The following is a 17793-nucleotide window of genomic DNA, read 5'->3' as shown; positions in this document are numbered from 1 at the left end:
TCCGAATTATAATTTTACAATATGTAATCATACAGCAGATGGCAGGGCACGTAAATGCTATTAGAGAAACGTTTTACAATGACAGTCAAGGATTATGAATGGAAGACGGGGTACTGTGACATTTTGAAAGGGGCATTACTAGCATAATGGAAAAACGGCCGAAGAAAGCTAAGCTATCAAAAACGTGGAAATGGATTCTGACAATTGTCCTTATTCTGCTGGGAATCGGTATTGCTTATGCAGGTTACTGGATTTATGGCGTTTATAATGCTACGTCGGATTTCAATAAGCCTAAAGAGGAATCAAGATTCTCCCATTTTGAGGACACGGGACTCGAAGCACCTAAATGGGAAGGAACGGAGCGCGTCAACATTTTGCTGCTGGGCGGTGATGCTCGCGGCTTGGATGAAGGACAAATTCCTCGTTCAGACTCAATGCTTGTATTATCCATAGACCCAACTACCAAGAAAGCACATCTCTTGTCGATACTCCGCGATACTTATGTCCCTATTGAAGGACATGGACGGGGAAGAATTAATACTGCCATAACACTTGGCAAGCCTGAGCTGGCAATGAAGACGGTCAGCGATTTGCTGGGACTCAACATTCAATATTATGTGTATACCGATTTCGAAGGTTTTAAGAAATTAATTGATACTTTGGGCGGCATCACGATCGATGTCGAGAAGGATATGCGTTATACCGACAATGCTGACGGCAACCGTTACGATATTGATTTGAAAAAGGGCGTCCAGCTGCTGGATGGCGATAAAGCGCTGCAATATGTGCGCTTCCGACACGATGCGATGAGCGACTTCACACGTACGGAGCGCCAGCGCAAGTTTCTGCAGGCACTTGCCAAGGAAATGCAATCGGGCTGGAATATTCTCAAAATGAAAGAAATATTGGAGAACGTCTCTCCTTATATAGAAACGAATTTGACCGTTACGGATATGCTCAAGCTTGGACAGCTTGGCGTTGAGTCTCATGTCGCTGGCACCGCTCAGGTTCCGCCGATGGAAATGATTACGGATGAGGATGTTGGCGGTGCTTCTGTACTTGGCGTACGCAATGAGGATGAGCTTAAGGCCTATGTGGACACGCTTCTGGAAAGCGACGATACGCTCGCTTCGCCTGAAGGCTCACCTGGCGCTGACGGCGCAGAGGCAAGCAGCAGTCCTGAAGCTTCGGCTACTCCGTCACCGTAAGCCAAGCCAGAGGCTTCACAGCAAACGACAATTGAATAGGGTCAGGTCAGTAGCATATGTTATTGCTGGAACTGGAATTTAGCTGCCTGAATAAGCAGCAGATTGATGTTTGCCGTCCTCATTCCGAGTGGAATGAGGACGTTTTGATGTTAGATATTTAGGTTGGCAATCTCGCTTTCCAAGCGGGATGCTGCATTATTTTTCAAGGGGGAATTATTGTTATGACCATTCAAAGACCACGCTCCGAGGCGCTATATGCCGAAGCGCTTGAGCATATTGTAGGCGGCGTCAACAGCCCTTCCCGTTCGTTCAAAGGTGTAGGCGGCGGCGCGCCCATCTTTATGAAACGTGCCGAGGGCGCTTATTTCTGGGATGTCGATGACAACCGCTATATCGATTATTTGGCGGCGTACGGCCCTATTATTACGGGACATGCTCATCCGCATATTACCGAAGCGATTGTTCGCGCTGCGCAAAATGGCGTTTTGTACGGCACACCGACCGAACTTGAGGTTCAGTTGGCACGCATGCTTAAAGACGCAATTCCCTCTATGGATAAAGTGCGCTTCGTCAACTCCGGTACCGAGGCGGTGATGACGACCATTCGCGTCGCACGGGCGTTCACGAAACGCAGCAAAATTATTAAATTCGCTGGCTGCTACCACGGCCATTCCGACTTGGTGCTCGTCGCAGCAGGCTCCGGTCCTTCCACACTTGGCATCCCGGACAGCGCTGGCGTACCGACTAGCATTGCCCAAGAAGTCATTACGGTGCCATTCAATGATATTCCTGCCTTGAAGCAGGCGCTTGAACGCTTCGGCCACGAGACGGCTGCCGTTATGGTAGAGCCAATTGTCGGAAACTTCGGCATGGTGATGCCGCATGAAGGTTATTTGGAACAGCTGTGCGCTTTGACGCGTGAGGCTGGAGCGCTTGTCATTTATGACGAGGTCATTAGCGCCTTCCGCTTCCATTACGGTTCCTCGCAAACGTTCGCTGCCTTCCCTGATCAAGCTGCCATTGAGCCGGACCTTACAGCGCTTGGTAAAATTATCGGGGGCGGACTCCCCATTGGCGCGTACGGCGGACGCCGCAGCATCATGGAGCAAGTCGCACCGCTCGGCCCTGCTTATCAGGCTGGAACGATGGCGGGCAACCCTGCCTCCATTTCCGCAGGCATCGCCTGTCTCGAAGTTTTGAAGACGCCTGGCATTTATGAGCGTATGGATCGCCTTGCTGGTCAGCTTGCAGGAGGACTGAAGGCAGCAGCAGACAAACATGGCTTCGCGCTTACGATTAACCAAATTCGCGGATCGTTTTCGGCTCATTTTTGCAATCATCCCGTTACGAATTATGATGAAGCGCAGAATACGGACGGTGAGCTGTTTGGCCGCTTCTTTAAGTTGATGCTGGATCAGGGCATTAATTTAGCCCCATCCAAATATGAAGCGTGGTTTCTGACCATCGCCCATACCGATGAAGATATTAATGCGACCATTGAAGCGGCGGAGCACGCTTTCAGTAAGCTTTAGGAGAGGTCAGCCCGATGCCTTCTGTAATAGAAAGGGACATGTTGATGCATCCATATTTGGAATTTGACCGCGCCGCTTGGTCTGCGCTCCGTGATCATACCCCTCTGCCGCTCACGGAGGATGAACTGAATGAGCTGAAGGGCCTCAATGACCAAGTGTCGCTTGAAGAGGTTGAGGCGATTTATTTGCCGCTTACCCATTTGCTGAACCTGCATATCGAAGCCGCTGAGCGGCTAAAGCAGGCTTCGGCTGCATTTTTGCATATGGAGGCGCCTAAAGTGCCGTTTGTTCTCGGCATTGCAGGCAGCGTAGCAGTAGGTAAAAGCACGACGGCACGGCTGCTGCAGCGGATGCTATCCAGGCATGGGAATGGCCGCAAGGTCGATCTCGTTACGACAGACGGCTTCCTCTATCCCAAACGGGTACTGGAGGAACGTGGGCTAATGAAGCGCAAAGGATTTCCTGAAAGCTATGCCGTCAAGACGCTGATGGACTTTATGGGGCAAATTAAATCAGGAAATCCCCGCGTGAAAGCGCCAATCTATTCTCATCTGACCTATGACATTATTCCCGGGCAATATCAGTTTGTCGAACAGCCGGATGTGCTGATTGTCGAAGGAATTAACGTTTTGCAGGTTAGCAAAGAAGCGCACTCTTTTGTAAGCGATTTTTTCGACTTCTCGATTTTTGTCGATGCGCCAGAAACGTTCATAGAGCGCTGGTATGTCGAACGATTTTTGATGCTGCGGCATACCGCCTTTAAGAACAAGGACTCCTATTTCCATCGCTATGCCAGTCTCACTGATGAAGAAGCTGTGGAGACGGCAGCAACAATCTGGAAGGAAATCAATGCCGTCAATTTGTACGATAATATTTTGCCGACAAAACGCCGGGCTATGCTGATACTGCAAAAGGATGCCCAGCACCGCATTCAGCAAATTCAGTTGCGGAAATAGCCCAGCACAGCTGCCAGCCCCTTTTGGATGAATGGCTGATACAACAAAGCTGCCCTCTCTGATAAGAGGACAGCTTTGTTTTCTATTTTTGAACAAAGAGGAGGCATCATTATGGGCTGGGAATATGGCATAAAGACCACAAATCCTTCGAACCTGCCTGAGCTTGTGGAACGTCTGGCTGATGCTATTCATGTATCGGATCCATACAGAATTGAGCGATATGATAATGGCTTCACCCTGCTTCAGGATGATCCTTCCTGGCCATTAGCCTTGCAGCTGTCGGTAGAAACAGCAATTGGAATCGAAGATATTACCGATGGTGAGCCTTATGTTTACTGCCTGTTTCATATCCGTACCGAGCTTGCTGCAGACTGGTTGAAACAGATGGAGCTGGAGACAAAAGCTCACCGATATGACGGCATGCTGGAGTGGTTCGAGCTCTAGTTGAACAAATGAATAGGCAATTTTTTGAGTAAGCTCATGGCAAGTCAGTGCAATCAGTCCTTTAAGTTAGAAATAAAAAGAAGTGAAAATGAGGAGGAGGTAGGTACATATAGAAAGCAATATTAAGCTTAATAGATCCATCGAGCTTTTCATTGTAGCTATTTTTCTCATTCTTCCCGGTATGTTTAAGCATCCAGCATCGTGATATACTTATCATAAATGGAGTTGAATGCTAATGGCTGAGTTGCTTAATCCTTATACGGACAAGGACTCTCCACGGGATAAGCAATCCATCTTAGATATACGTGCGAGGACAGCAGAAGGCGAACTGATTAATGTGGAAATGCAACTGTTTAATAAATATGATACAGAAAAGCGGACCATGTTTTATTGGAGTAAGCTGTATAGTGGACAATTACAGGAAGGCCAGTCCTATAAGCTGCTGAGAAAATGCGTAACCATAAATATATTGAATTATTCGTTTTTGCCCAATGATCAATATCATAGTGTATTTCATCTTCGGGAAGAGCGGAGCGGCATCCCATTTATAGACGATATCGAGCTGCATTTCATAGAGCTGCCAAAGCTGGATGATCATGCAGTACCCGTTGAACATGGCGGGCTAGTCAATTGGCTGCTATTCCTTAAGGGGACGCATAAACTCAATTGGGAGGTGTTAACGGTGAATGAACCGGTATTAAAAAAGGCGATGACTACATTAGAGTTTCTTAGCCAAGATGCTGAAGCTCGCAGATTATATGAAGACAGGCAGAAATTCCTTCATGATGAAGCATCCATGATTGAGGGAGCTCTTGCCGAAGGGGAGGCTCGGGGAGAGGCTCGCGGAGTCCTTCAAGGAGAGCAAAAAAAAGCGCTAGAAGTTGCCCAAAAACTTCTAGCACTGGGCATTGAAATTCCCATTATCGCTGAAGCCTCCGGTTTGTCAGAAGCTGAAATTATTGCGCTTACGAAACAAGGATAATCCGATTGCATACTCGAAGTTTTTTTGCCTTCGACTATGTAACCCAATTAAACCATTGGTCGTGCATTAGAGTTCCATTATCATAGCAGCAAAGAAGCAGCCTAGTGTAGGCTGCTTCTTTGCTGCTCATTAATTTAACTAATGAATAATCAAATCAAGCCGTCCATTCGATCAACTGCTACTCTACTGCCTCAGCATCCGCCAATGCCTTCAAAAACGGCTCATGCATAAGCCCATTTGAAGCCGCCACATTTCGGACTCCCAAGTGATAGCCTTTGCCCTGGGTATCTGTAACGGTACCGCCTGACTCCTGTACAAGCAGCGAGCCTGCCGCCAAATCCCAGCTGTTCAGCCCGATTTCCCAGAAGCCAGTCAGGCGACCTGCTGCAACATATGCCATATGGAGCGCAGCCGAACCTGACGAGCGAAGATTGCGCACCTGCGGCGCAAGCGCCTGAATGCCTTTCAAATTCAGCGGCAGCGCATAAAGATGATCTGCCGGGAAGCCCGTCGCGATCAGGCTGCTGCTGAGCGTTGCTTCCTTCGACACCTGCATCCGCTTGCCGGATACATAGGCGCCTTTGCCCTTCTCGGCAAGGAACAGCTCGTCCTTCATCGGGTCATACACGACCCCAACGATGACCTCTCCTTTATAAGCAAGCGCAATCGATACGACGAAAAAAGGAAAGCCATGAACGAAGTTCGTTGTTCCATCAATCGGATCAACAATCCATAAATATTCCGCCTCGCTCTGATCGGCAAGTGCCTGGGCTGAAGCCTCTGGTCCAGGCTCGACCCCTTCTTCTCCCAAAAACGAATGATGGGGAAAATGAGTCAGAACCAGCTTTTTAATGAGCTGCTCCGAGCCCTTATCCACTTCGGTTACTAAATCATGCGAAGAATATTTCGTATCCAGTCTATTATAATTTCCCAGTTTCGTCTTGATCCATTCGCCCGCTTTGGCCGCGCAATTGATCGCAACCGCAGTGAAGCTTTTGCCGCTTACAACTGAAGGTTCACGCTGATCACTCACGGTGCATCACCCAACTCTCTTTAATAAGTTTAACTATTAACATTATCTATTATTACGCTTATAAATCAATATGCGTTCCTGTCTTTTTGCTAGATTCTAAAAATGGCTACAGCTGCCTAATACCTTCATAGACCAATTGGCAGGCCAGAACGAGCAGGGTAACCCTTAGCAGCCACAACAGTCCGTTGCCGCTCATCTTGCTCGCAACATAGGCCCCAAGCTTTCCGCCAACCCATGCGCCCGGAATAAGCGCCAGCAAAATCCACCAGTTGATTTCCCCCAACCATACATGCGTGGCACTGCCCAATATCGAGGATAAAAAAATGACAAACATCGACGTAGCGGTTGCCGCATGCGGCGGAAAACGAAACAACAGCACCATTAGCGGTACGAACAAGGAGCCACCGCCAATGCCAAACAAGCCGGAAATGATCCCTACACCAAACCCAATAACAAGCATCGGCCAAATGGCATAGCCATACGTATGCTGCTCGCCAGCTGCATCCACCATCGTCCGCTGCACCGGCCACTCCCGCGCAAGCGGTTTCAAATAATTTCGCACAATCAATAACGCAGATATAAGCAGCATAAAAATGCCAAAGGACAAATTAAAGGCGGCGCCTTTCAAAAGCCCTGTCATAGCCGCACCCAGCATCGCGGCCGGACCGCTAGTTGTAAACAGCAGCCAGGCGCTGCGGTAATCGACGATTTTGCGCTTCGCGTAGGATAGCGTTGAGGCAAGCGCCGTTACAATAAGCATCGTAAGCGATGTGCCTACTGCTGTGCCATGGTCGATTGGCGCTCCCATAAGCGAAGGCCCCAAATACATAAGTGCGGGCACTATAATAATGCCGCCGCCCAGACCGACAATGCTTCCGAACATCGCTGCTGCCATCCCTAATAATACGAGTGCAATCCATTCAAGCAAGGGTATCACCGCCTTCTGTTCAATCATGATGCGTTACATATTCCCCCACACCAACACTTTTCATTCCTAGTAGAAAGCACCGTCAACGATAGCTGACGGTGCTGCATGCTTTTGCAATTCTATAGCTCGGTTACCTCAATACTGCCGCCGTCCACAATCCGAACGCCTTCGCCTCTAGCCGCTAATATGCGGAAGTCATCCATAAGCGCCAGCAGCGCCTTATCCTTAAGCTTCGCTTCGAGCATGCAGTCAAGCTGCGGCGTCACCGCCGCCACCTTCCGCAAAAACAGCAGCAGCTCGCCCGCATTCAAATAGTCGGCATGGCTGCGCGGATTCGGACCTTCCTTTGGACTGGAAAAATGGATTTTGGGCGGCAGGCTAATTGCTTCCGCACCGTCCACAGCCTCTGCCGCTTCGCTATTGAGCCGCTGCTCTTCAAGCAGCCACGTTTCAGTGATTTGCGGCCAAAGGCTGCTGCACAGCTTGTCCAAGGAGACGCCGCCATCATTCACTTGATGGTGATGCACATCGAGCACCATTGGCACTTCCACGGCCTGAGCCGCCTCCAGCGTCTCCACTGCATTAAACGTCTTATCGTCGTTCTCCAGCGTTACGCGGTGCCTATAGCGCTCCGGGAGCGCCTGAAACTGCCGGATAAAGCGTGCACCTGCGACCATCTTGTCACCATATGCACCGCCAATATGTATGTTGCACTTGACTGATTCCGGCAGTCCCATCGCCTCTAGCATGCGGACATGATATTCCATGTCCCGTTTCGAGCTTTCCAGCACCTCGGGCCTTGGTGTGCTGAATACGCAAAAATGGTCGGGGTGAAACGAAACCCTCATCCGATTTTTTTTCACAAAATCACCAATTTCACGAAAAGCTTCACGCAGCGCCGGATATGCATCCCAATCGGCTACACCCTGATGGGTAGCCAGCGGAATCAGCTTCGAGGAAAATCGATACATCTGAATATCGCTTGCCTTGGCATGCTTCAAAATCCGCAGCGTACTGCGCAAATTGTCCTCGGCGATCCGCTCCAGCTTGCGCAGAGCCGCTTCGCGGTCAGCAAGCTTCGTAAAATTTGCAAACGTCATCGTCCGCGATGGCGAAGCATTTTCCAGCAGCATACTCATGGCTACGAACCCGAATCTAACCAGCATCCGCTATTCACGCTCGCCAAAAAACATTTCGTAAGCTAGTGCAGTCTGCACTTTGGCCTCTTCCTCTGTCAGCTTTCTCACAAGCTCCATCTCCACTTCAGTCACTTCTTCGCCTTGAAAATTAATTTCAGCGATCGAAGCGAGGATGCGGACTATGGCAATGGCCTCATTGTTCGTCGTATATGCAATGACCTTCTGGCCGGTAGGGTATACGCGAAATCCGCTCTTTACCATCTTGCCCTTGCCGTATTCAAGCAATTCATGAAGCTCCTGCTCTGACTTGAATTTGCATACAGAATTAAACTCGGTTGAAAATCCCATGATCTCCCTCCTTTCTCTAGAGTGAATTTCTCTTGCTTTTATTACGCTTCGCTAACGCCGAAATTGATTTTTTGCTTCTCGCCATGCCGTCTCAAGGCAAGCTCAATTAGCTTATCCAGCAGCTCACGGTAAGGCATTCCTGTTTCTTTCCACATAAGCGGGTACATGCTGAAAGGCGTAAAGCCCGGCAGCGTATTAACCTCATTAATAAGCAGCTGGCCGTCCGACCTGCGCATGAAGAAATCGACGCGGGAAAGGCCCGATCCATCAATGGACAAAAAGGCGCGAATCGCCATTTCCCTGACCGACTCTGAAATTTCCTCCGAAAGCTCGGCTGGAATTTGCATGACCGATTTGCCATCCACATATTTTGCCTTATAGTCGTAAAATTCATTAGAAGCAATAACCTCGCCCGGCACAGATGCTTTAGGCTCATCATTGCCAAGCACCGCGACTTCGATTTCTCTCCCATCGACAAATTCTTCAACGATCACTTTGCGGTCATACTTGAAAGCGTAGTCGATTGCCGACATCAGCTCTTCGCGGTTTCGCGCCTTGGAAATGCCGACACTGGAGCCCAGATTGGCTGGTTTAACGAAGCATGGGTAGCCGAGAGCCACTTCACATTCCATTACAAAAAAGGCAGCGTCCTTCTCCCACTGCGTACGGTTGAAGTAGCGGAACACGCATTGCGGCAGCCCTTCTTGCGCAAATACCTTCTTCATCGTCACCTTGTCCATGCCTACTGCCGATGCCAGCACGCCTGCGCCGACGTACGGAATGTTAGCCATTTCGAACAAGCCTTGAATCGTGCCATCCTCGCCAAATGTGCCATGCAGCAGTGGAAATACGACATCAATAGCTGCTGCTCCCACTGCTCCACCTGATGTATCTAAAGCGGCAAACAGCGGAGCAAGCGGGAAGCCTGCCCCAGCATCGCCTGCTGCAAGACGCAGCTCGCTGGCGGTTTGCGGCTTGCTGCCTAGCTTGCCGCCCACTCTCCACTCGCCCTGCTTAGTAATATAGAAGGGGGTAATTGCGTATTTATCGTAATCAAATTCTCCCAATACTGCGAACGCTGTCTGCAGCGAAACTTCATGCTCGCCTGATTTTCCTCCATAAACAAGTGCTACGTTTACTTTCGTCCCCATCGCATATCCTCCGGTAAAATAATAAATAATAACTTATAGCCCATCTTCAATATGAAAAAAACGGTACCTGGTCTGTTCCGTCCAGGCATAAGAATCGCGATAGTCCCAGTAGCGATGGCGGCTGGGTACAGTATTCGCATTAACAAGCGGCATACCCGCTGCATCGAAAGCCGTTACAATCGTGCTGTGCTGAAAACGGTTGTCGCCGTTCCAGTCATAAGTGATAACATCGCCAAGCTGGAGCTCTTCAGCCGAGTCAACGACTCTGGCTCGAAGTCCTGACTGCCGGGGAGTGGATAAGTAGTTCGTCAGCGCATTCGACACCGACCAGCTGTAGCTCCACCATTCCCTGCCTCCGTTACGGCCTTTGTACCACCAGCCGCTGCCCCTGTTACCAGTATAATTCATCGGAGCATTGCCTGCAAAGACCGACTGGGAGATGTAATTTGTACAATTGACCTCGAACTCCTCATATGCAGGGTTCGGTTCATTCCACCATCGATCGGCGTAAGCGGCGGCCAAATCGCGCCGGTACAGCGCGCGGTTGCTTTGGGGCTGGAACGCTGCAAACAGGGCATAATTCAAGTACGGCACCGAGCGAAGACGGAAACGTTCTTCTTCCTGCTGCTGCTGCTCTTCCTCTCCAACCGAATTTTGATCCTGAAAAGCATGCTCGAAGCGCGGACGACGTTCCGCAATGATCGGCTCAATGCGAACGATGTGCCAGCGTTCGCCCGCAGCAGCCAGCCATAGCCGCTCCACTTCTTTCCGCTCTTCTATATAACGCAATCCTCTATGCTCAATCTGCCGCTTAATATGCAGCCGAATGAGCACGGACGCTTCGGTACCAGACTCCTGCACCCTGACCAGTTCCGCCTTCGTCTCGCTGCGCGAAGGCAGGACGCCACGCAGCAGATCCCGCTCGCGCAGCCGGTTCAGCCGTCCGCGGAGCCTGCCGCAATGATCCTTATCCGCGACGAAACCATCTACCGCTGCTGCATGCTGCTCGGTTTCCGCCTGATTGTACAGGCTTACATACTGATGCACGGCAGGCTTCCAGCCTTGCGCTTCCTCTCCAAGCAGCGGCGTCGAGTCGCCTGAGCGCATGAATGAGGTCATGGAAGACGCAGCCATTCGCGAATGCTCAGCAGCGGCTGGCTCCGGCTTTTGCTGGTTTTGCTGGTTTTGCTGCTTTTGCTGCTTCTGCTGCTTCTGCTGCTGAGCTCCGCCTTTCGTCGTTCCCTCTTGTGCGTGCTGCTGCGCGTGCCGCTGGGTGGACTGCGGCTGAAAAGCGGACAGGTTCAGCAGCGGCTGCCGCTCCTGCTTGCCTGCACGGCGGCCTGCCGTTTGTTTGTCTGATCGCAAGGACATCGGCTTTCCCTCCTAAAAAGCAAGCTTTTAATCCGCACGTGCTGCGGCGGACGCCAGGCAAGGGTGCGGAGCGCCTAATCCTTTTATTTATATGTTCACATTCCACCAAACATGAAGCTCTAGCCAAAAGCCCGCATAATAATCCATTATTAGGATAAAACAAGCCTTGCGGATGAAGGTTACATTCGTCCATCAGCCTAAATGCCTAAAATGGGCGCCAATATTCGAGAAAGCGGGTACAATTGGACTTTACGAGATCCCCTATTTAGCGATATACTAGAAGCATAGCAAATTTGAAATCGTGTTTCACAGAGCGAAACACACCCCGAGCGTAAACGGTTGAAGCCATCCTTTGGTGGCAAAGCTACCGTTTCGCGTAGAAATATAGAGAATGTATGAAAAAATCATATACCTTCCTATATTTTGAAAAATGTTTCCTTTTCTTTTTCAAAAGTAAAACCATCTAAGGAGGAACTTGAACCATGTCTCATCAAAATCATTACTCTGTTCGCACCTCGCTTGACGTAAACGGCAAATCCTTTGCGTATTACCGTTTGTCCGGCCTAGAGGAACAAGGCCTTGGAAAAATTTCCAAGCTTCCTTACTCCATCAAAGTATTGCTCGAGGCTGCTGTACGCCAATTCGACGGCCGTGCTATTACGCCTGAGCATGTTAAACAACTGACAACATGGGCAGATGGACGCGAGGACAAAGAAATTCCGTTTATTCCTGCTCGTATCGTTTTGCAGGATTTCACCGGCGTTCCCGTCGTAGTCGATCTGGCAGCTATGCGTGATACGGTTAAACGTGCAGGTGGCGACCCTAAAAAAATCAATCCGCTCGTACCGGTTGACCTCGTAATCGATCACTCGATCATGGTGGATGCATTCGGCAATAAGGATGCGCTTGAATACAATACCAAAGTAGAATTTGAGCGCAATGAAGAGCGTTACCGCTTCCTGCGCTGGGCCCAAACGGCGTTCGATAACTTCCGCGCTGTACCGCCGGGAACAGGTATCGTTCACCAAGTTAACCTTGAGTACCTTGCATCTGTAGCTGCTACAAAAGTCATCGATGGCGAAACGGTTGTTTTCCCGGATTCCCTCGTTGGTACGGATTCCCATACAACAATGATCAATGGTCTTGGCGTAGTCGGCTGGGGCGTTGGCGGTATCGAGGCTGAGGCAGGTATGCTGGGCCAACCGCTTTATTTTGTAACACCTGAAGTTATCGGTTTCAAATTGACTGGCAGCTTGGCAGAAGGCGCTACGGCGACTGACCTTGCCCTGACCGTTACGCAAATTCTTCGTAAAAAAGGCGTTGTCGGCAAATTCGTCGAGTATTTCGGTCCAGGCCTGTCCAACATCAGCCTTGCTGACCGTGCAACAGTTGCCAACATGGCTCCTGAGTATGGCGCAACAGTGGGCTTCTTCCCAGTCGACAGCGAAACGCTTAACTTCATGCGTGCAACTGGCCGTACAGAAGAGCAAATCGCTCTAGTTGAAGCATACTACAAAGCACAAGACATGTTCCGCACAGATGAGACGCCAGATCCTGTCTTCTCCGATGTGATTGAGCTTGATATGTCGACAGTCGTTCCATCCCTTGCTGGTCCTAAGCGCCCTCAAGACCGCGTTGAGCTGACAGCAATGAAAGAAGAGTTCAACAACATCATCCGCACGCCGATCGATAAAGGCGGATACGGCATGACGGACGAGAAGATCGAGCAGCTCGTTGACGTGAAGCACCCGAACGGCCAAGCAAGCAAAATGGGTACTGGCGCCGTTGTTATCGCAGCTATCACAAGCTGTACGAACACCTCCAACCCAAGCGTTATGCTGGGTGCGGGCCTTGTGGCGAAGAAAGCGGTAGCTCTCGGACTAACCAAGCCTGCTTATGTAAAAAGCTCCCTGACGCCGGGCTCACTCGTCGTTACGGAATATTTGAAGAAAGCGAACCTGCTGGAGCCGCTTGAAGCACTTGGTTTCCACGTGGCTGGTTACGGCTGCGCAACTTGTATCGGCAACTCCGGTCCGCTTCCTGATGAAGTAGGCCAAGCCATTGTTGACAACGACATGACGGTAGCGGCTGTATTGTCCGGTAACCGTAACTTTGAAGGCCGTGTTCATGCTCAGGTGAAAGCGAACTACTTGGCTTCTCCTCCGCTTGTTGTTGCATATGCGCTTGCAGGAACGGTTAACATTGACCTTTCCAAAGATGCAATCGGCTATGACAAAGACAACAACCCGGTTTACCTGAAAGATATTTGGCCAACTTCGAAAGAAATTCAGGAAGCAACTGCGGCTGCGCTTAATCCGCAAATGTTCCGTGATAAATATGAAAATGTATTTACGCAAAATGATCGTTGGAATGCAATCGACGTACCAGAAGGCGAAAGCTACGAGTGGGATCCAAAATCCACTTACATTCAAAATCCACCGTTCTTTGAAAATCTTGGTACGGAGCTTAACGACATTGCCGACATCCATTCTGCAAATGTGCTTGCGCTTATGGGCGACTCGGTTACAACTGACCATATCTCCCCTGCCGGCAACATTAAAGCAGATAGCCCGGGCGGCGAATATTTGATCGAAAATGGCGTAAAAAGAGAAGATTTCAACTCGTACGGCTCGCGTCGTGGTAACCACGAAGTGATGATGCGCGGTACATTCGCCAACATCCGTATCCGTAACCAAGTGGCTCCGGGCACTGAGGGCGGCGTAACGACTTACCTGCCTACTGACGAAGTCATGTCGATCTACGATGCTTCCATGAAGTATCAAAAATCCGGCAAAAACCTTGTCGTTATCGCTGGTAAAGAATACGGCACAGGAAGCTCCCGTGACTGGGCGGCAAAAGGTACATTCCTGCTCGGCGTAAAAGCCGTTATTGCTGAAAGCTTCGAGCGTATTCACCGTTCCAACCTGGTAGGCATGGGCGTTCTGCCACTGCAATTCCAAGAAGGCCACGGCTGGAAAACGCTTGGTATTACAGGCCGCGAAACGTTTGATATTACTGGACTTTCCAATGATGTGACAGCGGGCGAGACGGTTACCGTAACGGCAACCCGTGAAGACGGCACAGCATTTGAATTCCAAGCTATCGTTCGTCTGGACTCCATGGTTGATGTAGACTACTACCGTAATGGCGGTATTTTGCAAACCGTGCTTCGTCAAATGATTGCTAACATGTAATAAGCATAAATTTTAGCTTGATTCGCAGAAATTAAGAAAAGCAGCGATTCTCCAATAACGGGAAAATCGCTGCTTTTCGTTTTATGGGCAAGGGTAATTATCTTGCTCGTTCCCCATTCACTGACTGCCCTGTGTCTCTTTTCTACTCCTGATCCAGCGGTTGTTTAATGCCATCCTCGTAGAAATCGAAGATGAGTTGTTGCCGCGTGCCTTTTACGGCGTAGAACACATCGGCCAGCGTTTTTCCCCTATGCTTCTGCCCCAACGCTTTTTCCAGCCACTCTCGGGTCAGCCCGTGCAGCTTCAGATTAGCCTCCATCACCATGCCGTCCATAATCAGCTCCACCGGAAAAGCCTGCGCTTGCAGCGAAAGCCCCATATCCTGCTTGGTGATAAGCCGGTATGCATCCTTTTTCAGTATAGAGATTCTGCCATTGTCTTCGAGCAAGGCGTACTCCACCTCTTCAATATTGAAAACGCCCCTTTCCCTTAGCGCTTGGTTCAGCGAATCCAAGGTATAGCGAATTTTACGCATGTTGGTCTCCATGACTTTGCCGTTTTCTATCAGCACGGTAGGGGAACCCGAGATCCAGCTGCGCATCTTTCGGCTTTTGAGAGCGATCAGAGAAAGCAGGAAAGACATAACTGTAATCACAACCAGCGACAGCACGATGTATGTGGGTTTCAGGGTGGCATTGAACGCCAAATTCGCCGCCAGGGAGCCCAGTGTAATGCTGGTTACAAAATCGTTAAACGTCATATTCGAAAGAGTCTGCTTGCCGAGAATCCGGGGAATGAGCAGCAGCAGTCCCACTGCAAGAATTGTCCGGATCAAAATTTCCACATACGTCATTTCCAAACCTCCTCCCCTTATCATTTCCTATGTAATCAGAAAATAACATTTTAGACTAACCCTACAAATCAAAACAGCGACAGCCAAGGACGAGAAAAAAAGTCCCGGAATGTCGCTGTTTCTGAACTAACGTCTCCCGTAAGCGTAATAAAGGAGAACACGCTATTTATTTAATACCTACGTTTGTTGCAGGTAGAAAGCCATTTGTCTCCTGAGTTCTTTCGCTAATTTTTTCCTCAATATTCCAACCAAATGGCCTAAGGCATTCAATATGTTTAACATTATTCTGTTCAGTTGTTTCTTTACTGCAACCAAGCAGGAACACAAGAAAAAAAATGCAAATAAAACAATCTTTTTATTAATTGAATCCACCCCGTCATTTTCCATTTAGTTATGAGACGTAAAGACTCACATGCTGGTTGCAGTGTTTCATCTATTCTGCCCGTAAGCTTAATGGGACGTTATCAGTCCAACATTTTATTTTCTTTCGACATCCGAACGGCAAAAAAAAGCAGCGCCCGCTTCATTTTTCCTCAAGTGAAGCGGGCGCTGCTTTTCTATTCATCCGTTCAGCATGCAAGCATGCAGCTGCCTTGCTGAACGCTACTTCATCATTGTGCTCATCCGCTTGGACGCTTCCAGCAAAATCGGAGCGGCATCGCGCATTTTTTCCATCGTCATGCGGCTTGCCGGGCCGGATACGGATAAGGCGGCGACAAGCTTGCCTTCCCGTCCAAATATCGGCGCGGAAAACGCCGCTGCGCCAGGCTCCCGCTCCTCAAAGCTCGTCGCATAGCCCTGCTCCGTAATGTCTGCAAGCTGCATCTTATATTGATCGAGATCAATCGTAAACAGCCATGATGGATCGCCGAAAATCTCTTCCCGCACGAGCGGATCGGCATAAGCGATCAGTACCTTGCTTGATGCCCCTGCGTAAAGCGGCAGCCTCGCTCCGATTGGCGCTACCCGGCGCACGGGCTGATTGCTCTGCACCGCCTGAATGCGAATCCGCTCCGAGCCATCGCGCACGTAAATGCTGACGGTCTCGCCCAGCTTATCGCGCAGACGCTCCATCTCCGGCTGCCAAATGACCGCTGGATCATCCGTCCGGGATAAATGTGCGGACAGCTCCCATACCCGCATGCCCAGCCGGTAGCGCTCCGTCACCAGGTCACGCTCTATAAAGCCTTTATCTTCAAGGGTGGCCAGCATCCGATGGACCGTGCTCTTATGGAGCCCTGTCCGCTCGGCGATTTCCGTCATAACCAGATCCTTTCCCGCTGTAAAACATAACAAAATATCCAGCGCTCGTTCGACTGCGCGTACGGTTGATTTCCCTTCCTCCGCCATGATGTGCCACACCTCCCTCGTTTCATTAAGTGAAACTCATTCTCACACAGTATAACTCATGAAAGGCTTAATCGTAAAGAAAAGTTCGCTTGATTACAAAAGCATTACAACACCTTAACAATACGTCGACATCAATTGACAGGCACTCCCCCTCCGCATACGATTAAAGTACTAGAAATGAGAAGCGTTTACATGGTTCGAGAGGAGGAGAAGGGTATGAGCACAACTATGATGACATCTGTTTCAATGGAGGGAACCTTCCCCCAAGGACTGCATCCCTTTCCTTCTCTGGATAAGCTCCAACTGCCACGCCCGAGCGCAAAAACCAGGAGGTTGCACGCATTGGTTGCTCTTATTGCCTCACTGCTAGCTCTTTGCATGATCGTTGTCGTTATCTTCCATGCCTATGTGGCCTGGATGCTCGCCTATCCCTACGTCGCTCCGCTGACTTCCAATCCGAAGGCTGCCATCGGGCTTGATTACGAGGACGTGCTCATTCCAAGCATCAGCGGCAAAACCAACGTCAGCGGCTGGTACGTGCCTGCCTACAGCGATGATTCGAACAGCGAGCCAGCTGCACGCACGATCGTGTTCAGCCATGGCTACGGCGCTAATCGCGAAGAAACGTGGGTACCGATGTATGATTTAACGAAGCTGCTTAATGGCCTTCATTATAATGTTATGCTTTTTGATTATGGATACGCCTCTGCTACTGACAAAACGGCAGCAACTGGCGGTTTGGAAGAGTCCCAGCAATTGCTCGCCGCCGTTCAATATGTGAAGGAGCAAGGCTCTAAGGAAGTGATCGTCTGGGGCTTCTCCATGGGGGCCGGGACCGCCATGCAAGCTGCGCTGCAATCCAAGGATATTAACGGCATGATTCTTGACAGCCTGTTCGTGCCAAGCGCTGATTCGCTGTTCAACAATGTCAGTCAGGTTGTGAGTCTGCCGCGTTTTCCGTCTGAAGCATTGATCGGGGCACTGCTCCCGCTCTGGACAGGGGTAGGCATCGATTCCGTGCCAGCCGAGCAAATGATGAATACGAGCTACGATATTCCGATTTATATTATACATGGCACGCAGGATGTGAAGTCGCCATATACGACGGCTGAGCATATTGCAGACAAACAGACGAATCCATTGTCCCGCTCGTGGATCGTGCAGCAAGGACAGCATGAAATGCTGTTCCGCGAGCATCCGAGCGAATACATTCAGCGCGCTGCGCTTTTCCTCAGCCAAGTCAATCAGCAGGTGCTTGCTGATCAAGCTGATCCGGCAGCAGCCAGCGCCTAAATCCAGCCGCA

14 protein-coding genes and 1 pseudogene are annotated in these 17793 nt (G+C 50.0%); 7 read left to right on the top strand and 8 right to left on the bottom strand.

All coding sequences use genetic code 11. The features are described from left to right. The first annotated feature begins 146 nt into the window (after window positions 1–146). The 5 genes and pseudogenes from ABEW34_RS06505 to ABEW34_RS06485 all read left to right on the top strand — a co-directional run. On the top strand, window positions 147–1208 hold the full coding sequence (locus tag ABEW34_RS06505) for an LCP family protein (protein WP_430156116.1): 1062 nt from the start codon (window positions 147–149) through the stop codon (window positions 1206–1208). Between the two features lie 221 nt (window positions 1209–1429). Then, entirely contained in the window at window positions 1430–2740 is a 1311-nt protein-coding gene (locus tag ABEW34_RS06500) for a glutamate-1-semialdehyde 2,1-aminomutase (RefSeq protein ID WP_430156114.1), read from the top strand. Between the two features lie 14 nt (window positions 2741–2754). Then, complete coding sequence (coaA, locus tag ABEW34_RS06495) at window positions 2755–3696, top strand: type I pantothenate kinase (protein WP_430156112.1); 942 nt, start codon at window positions 2755–2757, stop codon at window positions 3694–3696. 111 nt (window positions 3697–3807) lie between these two features. Beyond that, window positions 3808–4140: a hypothetical protein gene (locus tag ABEW34_RS06490; RefSeq protein WP_430156111.1), complete on the top strand. Its 333-nt coding sequence runs from the start codon at window positions 3808–3810 to the stop codon at window positions 4138–4140. 244 nt (window positions 4141–4384) lie between these two features. Further along, window positions 4385–5122 (top strand): annotated as a pseudogene (locus ABEW34_RS06485) (Rpn family recombination-promoting nuclease/putative transposase); the annotation flags it as partial. Between the two features lie 178 nt (window positions 5123–5300). Here ABEW34_RS06485 and ABEW34_RS06480 read toward each other — a convergent pair. The 6 genes from ABEW34_RS06480 to ABEW34_RS06455 all read right to left on the bottom strand — a co-directional run bounded on the left by ABEW34_RS06480 (window position 5301) and on the right by ABEW34_RS06455 (window position 11092). After that, on the bottom strand, window positions 5301–6155 hold the full coding sequence (locus ABEW34_RS06480; protein ID WP_430156108.1) for an inositol monophosphatase family protein: 855 nt from the start codon (window positions 6153–6155) through the stop codon (window positions 5301–5303). Between the two features lie 106 nt (window positions 6156–6261). Then, entirely contained in the window at window positions 6262–7083 is an 822-nt protein-coding gene (locus ABEW34_RS06475) for a sulfite exporter TauE/SafE family protein (RefSeq protein ID WP_430156106.1), read from the bottom strand. Window positions 7084–7202: 119 nt separating this feature from the next. Then, on the bottom strand, window positions 7203–8249 hold the full coding sequence (gene uvsE / locus ABEW34_RS06470) for a UV DNA damage repair endonuclease UvsE (RefSeq protein ID WP_430156104.1): 1047 nt from the start codon (window positions 8247–8249) through the stop codon (window positions 7203–7205). A 3-nt stretch (window positions 8250–8252) separates the two neighbouring features. After that, entirely contained in the window at window positions 8253–8570 is a 318-nt protein-coding gene (locus ABEW34_RS06465) for a hypothetical protein (RefSeq protein ID WP_046232147.1), read from the bottom strand. Window positions 8571–8611: 41 nt separating this feature from the next. After that, window positions 8612–9721, bottom strand: coding sequence for a D-alanine--D-alanine ligase (locus ABEW34_RS06460; RefSeq protein ID WP_430156101.1), 1110 nt, complete (start codon window positions 9719–9721; stop codon window positions 8612–8614). A gap of 33 nt (window positions 9722–9754) precedes the next feature. Next, entirely contained in the window at window positions 9755–11092 is a 1338-nt protein-coding gene (locus ABEW34_RS06455) for an amidase domain-containing protein (protein WP_430156098.1), read from the bottom strand. Between the two features lie 482 nt (window positions 11093–11574). On the opposite strand from ABEW34_RS06455, the gene acnA reads away from it, so the two are divergent. Then, window positions 11575–14286 carry an aconitate hydratase AcnA gene (gene acnA, locus ABEW34_RS06450; protein ID WP_430156097.1) on the top strand — a complete coding sequence of 904 codons (2712 nt, stop codon included), beginning with the start codon at window positions 11575–11577 and terminating at the stop codon, window positions 14284–14286. Window positions 14287–14428: 142 nt separating this feature from the next. Here the strand turns inward: acnA and ABEW34_RS06445 are convergent, their stop codons facing one another. Together ABEW34_RS06445 and ABEW34_RS06440 are read right to left on the bottom strand one after the other, a co-directional pair. Continuing rightward, complete coding sequence (locus tag ABEW34_RS06445) at window positions 14429–15139, bottom strand: DUF421 domain-containing protein (RefSeq protein ID WP_430156095.1); 711 nt, start codon at window positions 15137–15139, stop codon at window positions 14429–14431. Between the two features lie 603 nt (window positions 15140–15742). Then, window positions 15743–16489, bottom strand: a complete 747-nt coding sequence (locus ABEW34_RS06440) for an IclR family transcriptional regulator (protein ID WP_430156094.1) — start codon at window positions 16487–16489, stop codon at window positions 15743–15745. 342 nt (window positions 16490–16831) lie between these two features. Between ABEW34_RS06440 and ABEW34_RS06435 the strand changes: the two genes are divergently transcribed. Further along, entirely contained in the window at window positions 16832–17782 is a 951-nt protein-coding gene (locus ABEW34_RS06435) for an alpha/beta hydrolase (protein WP_235533052.1), read from the top strand. Window positions 17783–17793 lie beyond the last annotated feature (11 nt).

The sequence above is a fragment of the Paenibacillus algorifonticola genome (assembly GCF_050481745.1).
Classification (GTDB): Bacteria; Bacillota; Bacilli; order Paenibacillales; family Paenibacillaceae; genus Pristimantibacillus; species Pristimantibacillus algorifonticola_A.
The sequence above is the reverse complement of the archived record's forward strand: the minus strand, read 5'-3'. Positions and strand labels throughout refer to the sequence as shown.